The following is a 13,190-nucleotide window of genomic DNA, read 5'->3' on the forward strand; positions in this document are numbered from 1 at the left end:
CTAGGTACTGCTACCGGCCGACATGGGTAACGGCTGACTGACGGGCAGGACTACAATAAAGCTGGCCCCCTCACCCGCGCGGCTGCGGGCCGAGATCAGCCCGTTGTGTTTGTCGATATTCTTTTTGGCAATGGCCAGCCCGATGCCCGTGCCTTCGTAGCTGCTCTGGTTGTGCAACCGCTTGAAAATGATGAAGATCTGATCCGCAAACTTCTGATCGAACCCAATGCCGTTGTCCTGCACGACGAGGCGACAGAACGGCCCGTCGGGTGTGGGCTGCCCGTCGATCGCCTTGGTAGCAATGCGCTCGGCGGAGATATTGATGTGGGGCGGCACCCCCGGCCGGGCAAATTTGAGGGCGTTGCCCAGCAGATTCTGAAGCACCTGCCGAATGCGGGTCGGAATGCTGTCGATGACCGGCAGCGACCCCACCGACACGGTAGCTCCTTTGCGGGTGATCACGTCGTCGTAGTCGGCCAGCAGCTCATCAACGACCACGTTGAGGTCAGTGGGGTGGAACGGCTCGGGTACCGACAGCTGCGCATAGGCCAGCAGGTCGTTGATCAGGTTCGTCATCCGCGCCGACGACCGGATCGACCGGTCGAGGTAGGTGATCGCCTCGGGGTTGTCTTTCAGGTAAATGGCCTTGATGGTGTCGTTGAGCAGCTGAATTTTGCGCAGCGGCTCTTTCAAATCGTGCGACACCACCCAGGTAAATTGCTGCAACTCGTGGTTGGTGCGTTCCAGCTCCCCGTTTTTCAGCCGCAGTTCGTGGGTACGTAGGGCGACTTCCTGCTCCAGCAGCTCGGCGGTTTGTTTCTGCGCGTGGATGTCGGTAAACGTACCGATCCAGCGCGTTACCGCCTCGGCCTGCCGGATGGGCAGCACCCGCAGCAGGTGGTATTGAAACGTACCCGTGTCCCGGTTTTTCAGCCGCACCTCCCGCACCAGCTCCGTGCCGTTGGCCAGCGCCGTTTCCCAGTGGTGCCAGGGATCATCGTCGGGATGAGTCTCCGGAAAGGCCGTGGCCGTGGTTGCGTACCGAAACCAGTGCTCGTTGACGTATTCGAGCTGCCCGCTCGCGGTGGTGGTAAAGGCGATCTGCGGCAGCGAGGCCAGCAACGTCTGTAACTGAGCTACCTGCGCCGCCAGCGCCTGCTGCGCCTGTTTGCGCACCGCTACTTCGGCCCGCAGCGACTCCTGCGTAGCCCGGAGTTCCTGCTGCTGTTCGTAGAGCTTCTGGAGCGTTTTTACTTTCAGCACCAGAATATCCGGGTCGAACGGCTTGGTCAGGTAATCGACGCCCCCGGCCGTATATCCCCTGGTGATGAATCGTTTCTCTGTATTGACCGCCGACAAAAAGATGATGGACGTATCGCGCGTTTTGCTGAAACCGGCAATGGCATTGGCCACCTCGAAGCCGTCCATGTCGGGCATCTGCACGTCCAGGATAATCACCGAATAGGGGGTACTGAGCACCTTTCGAAGCGCTTCTTCACCCGACTCGGCCGTATCGACAGAAAACCGATGTAGTTCGAGAATTTTCTTTAAGGGTAAGATATTTTCCCGCCTATCATCAACAATGAGAATCATGGAAAACGACTTGTCTGTAGGGATGGTGTTGAGTAATGACTTCGTGAAGATAGAAGGGGATGGGCAGACTCCCTCCATCGTGCCCGCGAAGTAGCTCGTAAGTCGCTAGGAATAAGGCGTTTCGCTGAGGATACTTATTGTCTGGTCTGCTACCGGATTGGCTTTCCTTGGGTGTTGAGGTAGGCCGTTGGCTGCCGCTTGAAGCGCTCCCGGCACCCTTTTGAACAGAATCCGTAGTGTTTGCCGGCGTAGTGGGCCGTGTCGGCGACGGTTTTGACCACCGACATCCCACAAACCGGGTCGACGGTTGAGGCCAGTTCACTGGTGGGCTTGGGGCTCCGGGCGGCGGCTGACTTGCCTTTGGGCACCTCCTGCCCAACTGCCGACGTACCTGTTAGGGCCAGTAGCAGGCAACCGATGATGACATGGTTCATGATTGTTCGTTTAAAACAAAAAGGTAATGTGTGTGCTCAACTGATCGTTGGCGCGTAGCTCGCCTTCGGAAAGATGTTGCGCGATAGGGTGACGGTAGCTGACGCCCACCGAGATTTTGTTAATATACACTTCGGTGCCCAAGTTAAGATGCGCCGCGTAGCCGCCCGTCCGTTTGTTCATCACGCCCTGACTGCTGTCGTGCCCGGCCTGCTCGACAAACAAACCGGCGTTGGGCATGATCGACCGGCTACCGAGGCCCGACAGGTAAAACACCGAGGCCGAGGCATTGAGCCGGTTGCCAAACCGATAGCCGTTGGGGTTGGTCGTCGTCAGCCGGTACGAGACGTCGGCGTTGGCACCCCAATTTTTGTAGCGGGCGGTGTAAATGGCGTTGAGCATCCAGTCGGTGCTGCCGGTGCCGAGCTGAAAATTGGCGTTGGCGACTTCGGTCAGGCTGTTTTCGTCGTACTGATACCGGCCCGTGGGCAATTTTACGCCCCCGCCCACCAGCAGGTTGTGGTTGATCGTCCGCAGGGCGTCGGTATCCATAAACGTGTTCAGCAGGTTATACTGCACCAGCGCCGACACATCGCCCAGGCCGCGCAACGGCAGTTTCTGCCCTGTTTTAAGCAGCGTTTGTTCGTTGAACTGATACGGCACAAAGGCCAGCACCTGCACCCGTTTCAGCGGGTAAAAGCGCCCCCAGAGTTCGGTGGTCCGGAAGGTCTCGCGGCTGCTGAGGTTCAGGCTGCTCAGGTGCGAGTTGTAGGAACCATAGCGGTAACGTACCCCCACAAAGCCGCGGTGTGCCTGGGGCAGAATGCCGAAAAAAGAACCGCTGTTGCTACAGCCGCACAGATCGCAGGCCTGAACGGGTAGGGCAAGGCACCCCAGCAGCAGCATAAAGAAGTAGTGTTTCATACGAAGGATGTTAAGGCTCCACAAAGCGGGAGTCGCGTAAAAACTGATCGTCGGTCAGCGTTTTGAGGAAAGCGATAAGCTGACGTTTCTCGTTGGTAGTCAGTGCAATACCGGGTTTGGCCTGCCCGGCGGGTTGCAGCAGTGGGTCGAGGTTTTCGGTCGGCTGCACGTTGTCGGCGTAGTGGTTCATTACCGCCTCGAGCGAATAAAACCGGCCGTCGTGCATGTAAGGCAGCGTCTTCTCGACGTTGCGCAGGCTGGGCACCTTGAACCGGTAGCGGTCCTGCGCCCGCTCGGTGACGTGCGCGCGCCCCAGATCCTGGCTGCCCTGAATGAATAGCCCGTTGTTGCGAAAGCTGTTGTCCGTAAATAACTCGCCCGCGTGGCAACCGCTACACTTGGCCCGGAAAACCGTAAGGCCCGCCAGTTCATCGTCGGTGAGGGTGCCGCCGGGTTCCTTGCGGACCCATTTGTCGTAGCGCGAATTGGCCGACACCAGCGTGAGCATAAACTGCGACAGCGCCTGCAAGAAACGGGGTCCGTTGATGTCGTCCGTCCCGAACGCCGCCTTGAACAGAGGCGGGTATTTCGGGCTCTTCCGCAGCTTGGCGATGACGTTTGTCGATTGCTCATCCATTTCCACCGGATTCTCAATGGGCGCAATCGGCACCAGGTCCAGATCGTGCACCCCACCGTCCCAGAAAAAGCTGGACTGCCAGGCCAGGTTCTGTAGCGGCAGCGAGTTACGGGTGCCTACCCGGTTGTCGATACCGTGGCTCACGTCGTGCTGATGGTGCGTAAACGCGTAGGCCTGGTTATGGCATTCGACGCAGGCAATGGAGCCGTCGCGCGAGAGCAGGCCGTCGTAGAACAAGGCCCGACCCAACCGGAAACCGGCCTCCGTGGGCTGGTTCTGATCGAGGGCATACACCGGCTTCGGAAAATTGGCCGGCTGCTGAAACAGCACCTCCGGTTGCGCGGCCGGCTCCGTTGGCTGGCAACCCATCAGCCATAGGCAACTGGCTGTAAACCAGGCTACCATGAACACCCGCTTGTGTGCTTGCATAAGCCAAAGGCAAGGCCCCGGCCATTACTGGCCGGGGCATCGGCGTTACTGGTTGACGTTGTGGACGTGGTCGACCTGGAACATGGTCTTGTAGTTGTCGGCCACCGGGCCGGCCACCGCCGGGCTATGGATGGCGGTGGTTTTGGCTAGGCTCAGTTTAGTGGGGCCGTCGAAGATGTTCAGGGCATCGACAAACAGGTGAATTTCGGGCGCGATGTTGCCGCGGACGGTAGCCGGGGTTGTGATGGGAACCGTAACGGTGCGCAGGTTATTGGCTGTTTTGGCCGCCCCATTCCAGCCGCCACCGAAACCACCCACGTGGATCGCAAACGCCTGATTGGCACTGGCTGTTGTCGGAATGGCCGTCGATGTGCCTTCCAGCTTCATGAAGATATAGCCCGAATTCCACGACCAGTACATGCCATCATCACCGTAGCTGGTTGGGTCGAGCACGCCCGTCCGCTCGGCTACCGGCGAGATGCTTTTAAGGCTATCGACCCCCACCATAAACGACAGCTCGGTGTAGTTGCCCGATGGCACGTCGTTCAGCGTGATCTTTTGCGAACTGGCATCGGTCTGCCGTACCAGAAAGTACTGGTTCGGGAATGTGAGCACCGTACCGTTTTCGTTTTTCAACCTGATGTTGCTGACGAAGTAGTTGAATCGGGTCACGGCAAACGGTTCGCCCGCGGCATTTTTATAGGCAGGGGTGCCCAGCACCAGTTTCTGATCGCCGACGCGGTTTTCAAAGTCCAGCGAAACCTTATTTTTTACGTTGGGATCAACAGTGTCGATGCGCTCCTTTGAGCAGGCAACTAGTAGAACACCGGCCACAAGTGCGGTGCCCAGTACTTGAGTAAATGACTTGGTAATCATTTAGATACGAAAGAGAAATACTTGATTGTGAATGAAAAAGAACGCGCGGAAAGGGCCTGACTCGCGGTCGCGAATCGGCGGCTTCGGGCTGACAGATCGCCTGTGGAGCAGCACGCTACGAGGCGGCCTATAGGCTACGAAAGTGCCTATGGCAACGTACCTGAACGTACCGGACGGATGTGCAGCGAAGGGCTATCCCTGAGCAGGGATAGCAGGAGCCGAGGTTTGCCTGGTCGGCAACCGTAGCAAAGAGGAGTTAGGCCAGGCCGACGGGCGGGTGGAAGAGAGGTGCCAGCCAAACGCCATACGTACCCAAGGCATAGGCGAAGCGGGGCTTGGGCTGCCGGACCGGGGCGGCTGGCGCGAACGAGAAGGTAACGACATCGTCCCAGAACAGCTGGAGAGCGGGGATTTTCTGCACCCGTTCGGTCGTCTCCTTATCCTGCCGATCCTGTTGGGCTTTCAGCTTTTTGGCGAGGTAACACTTACCGTCGCAATGCAGATCGGGGCGGCTGCGGTTTTCGCAGAGCACGCGGGCGATGTAATCCTTATTGAGCTGGTAATAGGCAATGGTTCCCCACGGACTGATGCTGGGAAGCATCGTCGCGATAAGCAGGAGATAAACCAGCGCCGTTTTCATACCGCCGCAAAAGTAAAGCCGATCGGTCGATTAGTTGGGCAGACTAGGCAGATTTATGTGCGCACAGCGAGGCAAGCGGGTGGTAATGGCTTGGTAACTGATTGCCTTGCAGGCGCTTGGCTTGGCTTATTTTGATAGCGTTTGTACGGTGCTGTCAGTTAGGTTCTGGGGGCGAAAGCGGGCGGTTGGGTAGGTGCGGCAATACCAGCCGGGCAAACCAGTCGGCTTCGTCGATGAGCGGGTAGCCCGAGAAAATAAAGGCTCGGATGCCCATGTCCATGTAGCGGTTGATTTTCTCGATGATCTGCCCGGCACTACCTACCAGTGCCCCGCCAGCGCCCGAGCGGGTTTTGCCGATGTCGGTCCAGAGCAGCGGTTCAACAAACCCATCGGCGTCGGCCTGGGTACGTAGTTGATTCTGCCGTTGAACCCCCAGCGACCAGGCACTTTGTGACGCATTTTTCAGCGCCAGTCCACGAACCGGGTCAAATTTTGACATGATGTGCCGCGACCAGGCGCGGGCTTCCTCCTCCGTTTCGCGCACAATCACATGAATGCGTAACCCAAAATCAATAGTACGGCCGTAGTTGGCGGCCCGCTGGGCAACGTCCTGCATGGTTTCGTAGAGCATGTCTTCCGTCTCGGGCCACATCAGAAACACGTCGCAGTAGCGGGCGCAGAGGTCCCGGGCTCCGTCTGACGTACCGCCAAAATACAGCATCGGCCCTCCGTTGTTGTGGTATGGTTTGGCGGGAGCCGCATCCAGGCTAATCCGGCCATACACCGGCCCATCGTGCTCGATGCGGGGCTGGGTCCAGGCCTGTTTCAGAATTTGAATCGTTTCGGCGCAGCGCTGATACCGCAGCTCGGCCGCCTCCCGATACCCCGGCAAATCGGAGTTGATGATGTTGATGGCCAGCCGACCCTGAAGCATATGATCGAGCGAAGCCAGCGTACGGGCCAGCATCGGCGGGTGCAGTTCTCCGCAGCGAATCGCCGTCAGTAGCTTGATCTGGTGGAGCGCTGGGGCCACCCCGGCGGCAAAGGGAATGACTTCCTGCCCCACCATAAACGATGTTGGCAGCAGCAGGTTGCTGAAACCTAGTCGCTCGGCTGTCAGCGCAATGTCGCGGCAGTGGCTAAACGTCGCTTTGGCCGGGTCACGGATACTCAGAAACTCAGTGTCTTCGCCGCACAGGTCTGAAAACCAGGCTACCTCGCAAAGGCGTTCCGCTGTTCGGGTCGGTACGGCGGTGATGGGTTGATGAAGCATACAAACGAGAAAAAAGACAGCGTCGGGCAGGTCAGGCGGGACGGTTGGCCCGGCGCATGGTCACAAAAATAAGCAACCCCGCAACGCCGGTGATGGTTACGTCGCGGGCTTCGCGGATCGAGCTATTGCTCAGCAACCAAAGGCACAGCCCTATGGCCAGCCCCGAAATGACCCAGCCGCCCACCACCCGGAATTGCGCCGGGGGAAGCGCCGGGGCGTCCGTGTTGCCTTTCTGCCTGTCGCGCCAGCGGAGCATTGGCAGAGCCGCGCTGGTCAGGGTAAAATAAGCCAGGCGGATGATCGTGCTGAGGGTGAGGGCATACAGGAACGTACCTGTCAGGGCGAGTACCAGCTGTAGCGCCGCCGTGACCAGAATGGCCCGGTGTGGGGTGTGAAATCGGGAATGCGTAGCGGCCAGCCAGCGCGGAAGCTGCCCTTGCTCAGCCATGGCATACAGGAGGCGGGGTCCCGTCAGCATCAGCGCGTGGAGCGTACCCAGTGCCGTCAGCAGCGCCACCACACTCACCACGTAAGCTCCGGTGCTGCCAATAAATTGACCGGCCGCATCGGCCAGCGGGCGCTCCGACTGCGCCAGATTCGGGAGTGTGCCGATGCATACGATCTGCACGGCGATGAACAGCACCGCCACCGTGCCGATCGCCACGAGCAACGAAAAGGGAACCGTACGCTGCGGCTGCTGTACTTCACCGGCTGGAATCGCGGCTACATCGAAGCCCGAAAAGGTGAATATCAACAGCAAGACCGCTTTTGAAAAAGGCGCATAATCGGGCGGGGCGGGCAGGCTGAAGGCGGTGGGTTGCACGAAAAACAGGCCACCAAGGGCAAAGCCGCCGATAGCAAGCAGCTTGCAAATGGTGAAGAGCGTATTGACCCGCGCCGACCGCTGCACACCCACATAATTGAGTACGGCCAGCCCCGCAACAAGCCCCGTCATCAGAAGCGTTCGCTCGATCCCCTGGGCCAGTTGCGGCCGAAACAGGGCGGCGTAGCTGACAAAGAGGTTACAGATGGAAGCAAAGCTGGCAATCCGGGAGAGCCAGAACAGCCAGCCCACTTCGAAACCCACCAGTGGCCCAAAGGCGACACGGGCATACAGATAGGGGCCACCGCTACCGCTGAACCGGCTGCTGACCTCGGCAAAGCACAGGATAATCAGCGTGACCACGGCCGCGCTGACGACATACGCGATTAGACTCCAGGTGCCGACCAAGTCATAGAGTTTGGCGGGCAGGCCCAGAATACCCGCGCCGATGGTAATGTTGATGATGAGCGCGATGAAGTCGAATCGGCGAATGCCGCGCACTAGACTCGGCGGGGTTGAACTGGCTGACAAAAGCAGAGAGAGTATAAGACAACGTGTGCCCGACAAGCTGGGTACGTCTGGCAGCAGGCGTCAGCTTAAAGGTACTCGTTCCGGGGCTACAGATGGTCGCTACGGGTGGTTAAATCTAGCCAAATAGCACATAAGCGATGGCGAGGGTGATGATAATGTTGAATCCCTGCGCGATCAGAAACGCCCAGAGGGGCCGTCGGTTATCGGCGTTGATGAGATCGGCAAACCGGGTTTCCAGACCAATACTGGTGAACGCCAGCGCAAACCACAACCCTTGCAGGCTTTTCAGGCTGTCTTTCACCGTCGCGATTGTCGTGGATGGCAGTACGAACGAAAACAGCAGGGAGGCGGCCACAAAACCGAGAATGAATTTGGGGAAGCGTTCCCAGATAAGCCCAAACTGCGCCGAGGTGCCGGTGGGTTGTTGGGTGGCCGGATTGGCCGTTCCTTTTTTCGTGTAAGTCCAGTACAGGCTGATGGCAAACGCGGCTACGCCCAACAATACGTTTTGCGAAAACTTGACGATGGTGCTGATTTTCAGGGCCGCTTCGCCCGCCAGCGAACCCGACGCGACTACCGCGCCCGTTGTGTCGATGGTGCCACCCAGCCAGGCCCCGGTCACTTCGGGCGAGAGGCCCAGCCCCTGCGCGGCCCAGGGCATCAGCAGCATCATAGGAATGGCCGTTATCAACACCAGCGAGATGACATAGGAGAGTTTTTTGGAATCGCCCTGAATCGCCCCCGACGTAGCAATGGCCGCCGATACGCCACAGATCGACACCGCCGACGCCAGCATCATGGTCAGCTCCTCATCGACGCGCAGACGTTTAGCCACCCAAAAGGCAAAGTACCAGACGGATAGTACCACCAATAGCGCCTGAATCAGGCCCAGCGATCCGGCTTTCAGAATGTCGCCGAAGATGACACTCGTGCCTAACAGGACCAGGCCAATTTTCACCCAGAGTTCGGTCGATAGTGCTGCCGAGAGCCAGTCGGGAAGCCGGGCCAGATTTCCTACGGCCAGACCGATCGTAAGGCTGAAAATGACGGCTTCGAGGTTAAGGTCTTTCAGGGTTTTGTTGCCCGCGAGCAGGAGCGCCAGTATGGTCAGCCCAAACACGACCGGGAAGCCCAGCAGCATGGTTCGTAGGGGTTTGCGGAGCAGCGCCGCCCCCGCCAGTGCGATGCTGTAGGTAACCGCAAACTGCCCCAGCACCGCCAGCAGGTTACCGGGCGCGAAGACTTTCGTGAGTAATTCGCTTGGGTGGTTCCAGCCGAACGCTGGTGCCGGAACGATCACGCCCGCCAGCGAAACGGCAATAATCAGCAGACCCAGCGCCACTACGGTCCAGTCTTCGGTAAGAAACGGCCCCCGGCGGTCTGTCTGAGGCAAGGTGGTTGGTACGCTCATAGGTATGCTTATTGACGGTTATGCCCCGCTGATTGGAGCAAAGGGTTTATTGTTTTCTGACGGAAAACGCTTATCGCCAGTTTTCCGGTTTGTGCAGGACCTGCCCGTCGGCCTTCACCTGCCAGCTCGTGATCGGGTTGAGGTGATAACCGCCCATATCGGGTCCGCGGGCGTCGAGCAGTTGGCGAAAGGTGGGCTGCACGTAGCCCGTTTCGTCGGTCACGCGGCTCATGATTTCGGTAGCGGCCCCGTTCCACTGCCATAGGTGCCGGAATCGCACGTGCGCTTTGTCAAGTACCGGTTCATCCAGCTGGGCCAGTTGCCAGCTGTTGCCGGCGTCGGTGCTGACATCCACCCGAGCGACCTTGCCGCGCCCGCTCCAGGCCAGCCCGCGAATTTCGATCCAGCCGCGCTGCACCTGAACGGGGTAGGCTGGGTACGTGATAATGCTGCGGGCGTCGATGTCGAAGCTGAACTGACGAATTTTTCCCTCTTTGATGGGTTCGGAATACTTGGCCGTCTCTTCACGCGTTTGCCAGGGGGCGTCGCCGAGTTCCAGCCGCCGGAGCCACTTTACGCTGGCGTTGCCTTCCCAGCCGGGCAGAAACAGCCGGACGGGATAACCCTGTTCGGGGCGGAGGGCCTCGCCATTCTGGGCGTAGGCGATGATGGCGTCGTCCCAACCTTTCGCTACGGGTATGCTGCGCGTCATAACGGCGGCGTCGCCACCTTCGGCCAGAAACCAACTCGCCTTGGGTTTAACGCCCACCTCCCGAAACAGGGTCGACAGCCGAACACCCGTCCATTCGCTCTGGCTGGTGAGGCCGCAGATCTCCTGCGGCGTCATGGTTTCCTTACCCGTGCGGAAATTGCCCGAACATTCGAGAAACGCGATGCGCGACACGCCCGGAAACCGCTTCAGATCGGCCAGTGAGAAAACTGTTGGGCGCTCGACCAGCCCGTGAATGATCAGCTCATACTTGGCCGGATCGATGACCGGAACGCCGTTGTGGTGGCGTTCGAAGTGCAGGTCGGAGGGGGTAATGATGCCGTGAAAATCTTGCAGGGGCGACCGGGACGAAATGTCAGACGGGCTTTTGACCAGCTTTTCAAAGCCCGACCGGGTGCCTACCTGACCCGGCGGAGCACCCATCCGTTTGGTCGGGTCGTCGGGTACGTCGGGCAGGCCAATCTGTAGCCCTCGGGCAAACGACGTCTGCACGACGGCGACGGCCGCAGTGGCCGCCCCGCCCAGCAGCGTTCGGCGGGTTAGTTTCGGGGCGTTGTTACGGGAGGGCTCGGTAGTCATTTGGTGCTAGTGAATGTCGGGGCCGCCCCGCCGGTCGTCGGGAACGAAACGGGGTTGGGCGGGCATCTTTACGGTCGGTAAAAGGCGGGCATCCAGTTCGGTTTTTTCGTCGATCAACCCGTTGGCATGCAGCAGGTAAGCCGTTAAAGCGTACACTTCCTTGTCGGTTAGTGAACCGGGCTGGTTGAACGGCATAGCCCGCCGGATGTAATCGAAGACGGTGGTGGCGTAGGGCCAGTAGTTGCCGATGGTTTTTTCGGGGCGCTTACCCGCGGTAGAGTTGGTGGTCACCAGCGAACCGTTCGGCCCGCCCACACCACCGGGGCCGTGGCAGGCGGCGCATTTGGCTGCAAACAGCACCGCCCCCTGCGCCGACGTACCTGACCCGGCAGGCAGGCCGACGCCATCGGGCCGAACGTCGATGTCGAGTCGGGCAATCTGAGCGGGGGAAGCTGGTTTGCCAAAGCCAAACCGATCAGGTACGTTCTGGATAAGTGTATCGGCCGGCATGGGTACGTACCTGCCGGGCGACGGCATTTGCCAGCCGCCCGACAGGCCCATTAGGGGCAAGGCCATGAGCCATCGCTTACTCATACAAGCCTGCTTTAAGCGTGCTTTCGGTCAGTGCGTAGTTCCGTTTGTAACGGTCCAGCACCACGTAGATCGAATCCTTACGCTCGTTCAAGCCCCGCAGAATGACCCGGTTACCACCATCCTGAACGGTGTAGGCCAGCACCATCCGATTGCGTTTGGTCGGCTTGCTTTCGGCCTTGATGCCTTTGGTCCGGCGCGTCGAGCGGGCGATGGGGTCAATCTTCGGGTCTTCGGGGCCGATAATGGCCTGTACGTCTTTGGGGATAAAGGCAACCGCTTCCAGCGAATCCCGCGTGGCTGCGGCTTTGTCCGCTTTTACCGATGGCTCATTGGGCCCAACTGGCCGCGCGCCCTGCCCAACCGGACGCGGCCCGCCGAGATCGCGGTTGTTCACCAGAAACTCCCGATTCTCCTGGTTGCGGGCGCCCCGGTTTTTGTCCTGCAAATAGAGAACGTGATGAACCGTGTCGGCTTCGTAGTAGAACACCCGCTGTCCACCGGCTACGCCCGTCAGCTCAAACGTCCGGTTGATGTCGCGCATGGGCGCGCCGCCGCCGTTGGAGAGGTCAAGTTCAACGGGTTTGGCCGTTTTAAAGGTCAGCGTGGTCCAGTTTTCGAAGGTCGCCTGCTGCCAGCGGGTGGTGTCGGTAGCCGATTCGGGCAAGGCTTGTCCGTTGAGTTTAAACTCGCTGACGGCGTAGTTACCGCGCAGGGCTTTCAGCCCCTTTTGGGCGGGTTGTTTGTAGGGATCATAGCGGAAATTGACCCATTGCAGCCAGAAAAGCAGACCCAGGAAGATCCCGATCGTGGCCGTTTTCAATCCCACGCGCACGTATTGCTGCCAGCCGGTAAAGACGGGGGCGAAGTAGGCAGGTATCGTGGGCCGCTCTTCGATGAGCAGTTTGTACAGGTCTTTTACGTAATAAATCAGCAAAAACGCACTGAGCAATACGAAGTACGAACTGTAGACGTGCACGCCCCCGTCGTAGGCGAAATTGACGTAGACAATGTCGGCGAGCGCACCACACAGCAGCACGGCACCCCAGAAGGTGGTGGCCCGGAAGAACAGCAGCGCCCCCGCTGCCACTTCGACCACGCCCGTGAAGACCTCATACCAAGGTACGATGCCGATGCTTAGCCAGTAGATTTTCTGGGCGGTGAGGTCGCCAAAATCGGTGTTGAGAACGCCCAGCGACGGATAGGGTAACTGAGTGGGCATAAGCTTGGTAAACCCAAAACCGATGATGCCGATGCCCGCCCGGTACCGCACCACCACGCGCAGCCAGTAATAGAGCCGTTCGTAGTTCAGCACGTCGCGTTTCCGCCAGGTTACCACCGCCGTCCAGACACCACCGGCAACGATGGCAAAGGCCAGCGTGATGAGCCAGGTGGCGTAACCGTTGAGCGTAGAGCCGAACAGCCGGTTGCCAAACAGGTTGAGACCGGAGCCAAAGCGGGCCACGTCGTAGAGGTCGCGGTAGTGCAGGTGTAGCCAATCGAGCGACAGCACGTTTTTGTACCAGCTCCAGTCGTTGGGCAGCGACATGGCCACAAAAAACACAAAGGCGATGCGGAACAGTAGTTTCTGGGTGTTGGTCCACCGCCGTCTGGTGACGGGTTCGCTGGTAGCGGCCGGGGTTGGGTACGTTGGCGCGTCGGTGGGCCGGTTGCCCAACTCAATTTGTTCGGGAATAAGGTTGTACGTAGCCATAAACACG

Annotated in this window: 12 protein-coding genes; all 12 read right to left on the bottom strand. The window is 59.3% G+C overall.

Annotated features, from left to right (window positions below):
- Positions 1–1,593: a response regulator gene (locus FAES_RS10025; protein ID WP_041257736.1), complete on the bottom strand. Its 1,593-nt coding sequence runs from the start codon at positions 1,591–1,593 to the stop codon at positions 1–3.
- A gap of 149 nt (positions 1,594–1,742) precedes the next feature.
- The gene (locus tag FAES_RS10030) at positions 1,743–2,027 is read right to left on the bottom strand and encodes a YHS domain-containing protein (RefSeq protein WP_015331090.1); all 285 of its coding nucleotides are present in this window, start codon (positions 2,025–2,027) and stop codon (positions 1,743–1,745) included.
- A gap of 10 nt (positions 2,028–2,037) precedes the next feature.
- Entirely contained in the window at positions 2,038–2,949 is a 912-nt protein-coding gene (locus FAES_RS10035) for a hypothetical protein (RefSeq protein WP_015331091.1), read from the bottom strand.
- Positions 2,950–2,959: 10 nt separating this feature from the next.
- Positions 2,960–4,015, bottom strand: a complete 1,056-nt coding sequence (locus tag FAES_RS10040) for a cytochrome-c peroxidase (protein ID WP_015331092.1) — start codon at positions 4,013–4,015, stop codon at positions 2,960–2,962.
- A 45-nt stretch (positions 4,016–4,060) separates the two neighbouring features.
- Positions 4,061–4,891 (bottom strand): MbnP family protein, encoded by an 831-nt coding sequence (locus FAES_RS10045; protein ID WP_015331093.1) that lies wholly within the window; start codon positions 4,889–4,891, stop codon positions 4,061–4,063.
- 256 nt (positions 4,892–5,147) lie between these two features.
- Positions 5,148–5,531, bottom strand: a complete 384-nt coding sequence (locus FAES_RS10050; RefSeq protein ID WP_015331094.1) for a hypothetical protein — start codon at positions 5,529–5,531, stop codon at positions 5,148–5,150.
- A 154-nt stretch (positions 5,532–5,685) separates the two neighbouring features.
- Positions 5,686–6,804, bottom strand: a complete 1,119-nt coding sequence (locus FAES_RS10055; protein ID WP_015331095.1) for an LLM class flavin-dependent oxidoreductase — start codon at positions 6,802–6,804, stop codon at positions 5,686–5,688.
- 31 nt (positions 6,805–6,835) lie between these two features.
- Positions 6,836–8,158, bottom strand: coding sequence for an APC family permease (locus tag FAES_RS10060; RefSeq protein WP_148289334.1), 1,323 nt, complete (start codon positions 8,156–8,158; stop codon positions 6,836–6,838).
- 115 nt (positions 8,159–8,273) lie between these two features.
- Positions 8,274–9,569, bottom strand: a complete 1,296-nt coding sequence (locus tag FAES_RS10065) for a YeiH family protein (protein ID WP_015331097.1) — start codon at positions 9,567–9,569, stop codon at positions 8,274–8,276.
- 70 nt (positions 9,570–9,639) lie between these two features.
- Entirely contained in the window at positions 9,640–10,878 is a 1,239-nt protein-coding gene (gene soxC, locus FAES_RS10070; protein ID WP_015331098.1) for a sulfite dehydrogenase, read from the bottom strand.
- 6 nt (positions 10,879–10,884) lie between these two features.
- Positions 10,885–11,388: a c-type cytochrome gene (locus tag FAES_RS10075; protein WP_015331099.1), complete on the bottom strand. Its 504-nt coding sequence runs from the start codon at positions 11,386–11,388 to the stop codon at positions 10,885–10,887.
- A 76-nt stretch (positions 11,389–11,464) separates the two neighbouring features.
- The gene (locus FAES_RS10080; protein WP_015331100.1) at positions 11,465–13,183 is read right to left on the bottom strand and encodes a hypothetical protein; all 1,719 of its coding nucleotides are present in this window, start codon (positions 13,181–13,183) and stop codon (positions 11,465–11,467) included.
- Positions 13,184–13,190: the final 7 nt, after the last annotated feature.

Origin of the sequence: Fibrella aestuarina BUZ 2 (assembly GCF_000331105.1) — a bacterium.
Lineage (GTDB): Bacteria > Bacteroidota > Bacteroidia > Cytophagales > Spirosomataceae > Fibrella > Fibrella aestuarina.

What these genes read in the sequence shown, in the direction of transcription:
- FAES_RS10030 (WP_015331090.1), bottom strand. Translation starts at nt 2,027, where the DNA reads ATGAACCATGTCATCATCGGTTGCCTGCTACTGGCCCTAACAGGTACG.
- FAES_RS10065 (WP_015331097.1), bottom strand. Translation starts at nt 9,569, where the DNA reads ATGAGCGTACCAACCACCTTGCCTCAGACAGACCGCCGGGGGCCGTTT.
- FAES_RS10055 (WP_015331095.1), bottom strand. Translation starts at nt 6,804, where the DNA reads ATGCTTCATCAACCCATCACCGCCGTACCGACCCGAACAGCGGAACGC.
- FAES_RS10040 (WP_015331092.1), bottom strand. Translation starts at nt 4,015, where the DNA reads ATGCAAGCACACAAGCGGGTGTTCATGGTAGCCTGGTTTACAGCCAGT.
- soxC (WP_015331098.1), bottom strand. Translation starts at nt 10,878, where the DNA reads ATGACTACCGAGCCCTCCCGTAACAACGCCCCGAAACTAACCCGCCGA.
- FAES_RS10035 (WP_015331091.1), bottom strand. Translation starts at nt 2,949, where the DNA reads ATGAAACACTACTTCTTTATGCTGCTGCTGGGGTGCCTTGCCCTACCC.
- FAES_RS10080 (WP_015331100.1), bottom strand. Translation starts at nt 13,183, where the DNA reads ATGGCTACGTACAACCTTATTCCCGAACAAATTGAGTTGGGCAACCGG.
- FAES_RS10075 (WP_015331099.1), bottom strand. Translation starts at nt 11,388, where the DNA reads ATGCCGGCCGATACACTTATCCAGAACGTACCTGATCGGTTTGGCTTT.
- FAES_RS10050 (WP_015331094.1), bottom strand. Translation starts at nt 5,531, where the DNA reads ATGAAAACGGCGCTGGTTTATCTCCTGCTTATCGCGACGATGCTTCCC.
- FAES_RS10045 (WP_015331093.1), bottom strand. Translation starts at nt 4,891, where the DNA reads ATGATTACCAAGTCATTTACTCAAGTACTGGGCACCGCACTTGTGGCC.
- FAES_RS10025 (WP_041257736.1), bottom strand. Translation starts at nt 1,593, where the DNA reads ATGATTCTCATTGTTGATGATAGGCGGGAAAATATCTTACCCTTAAAG.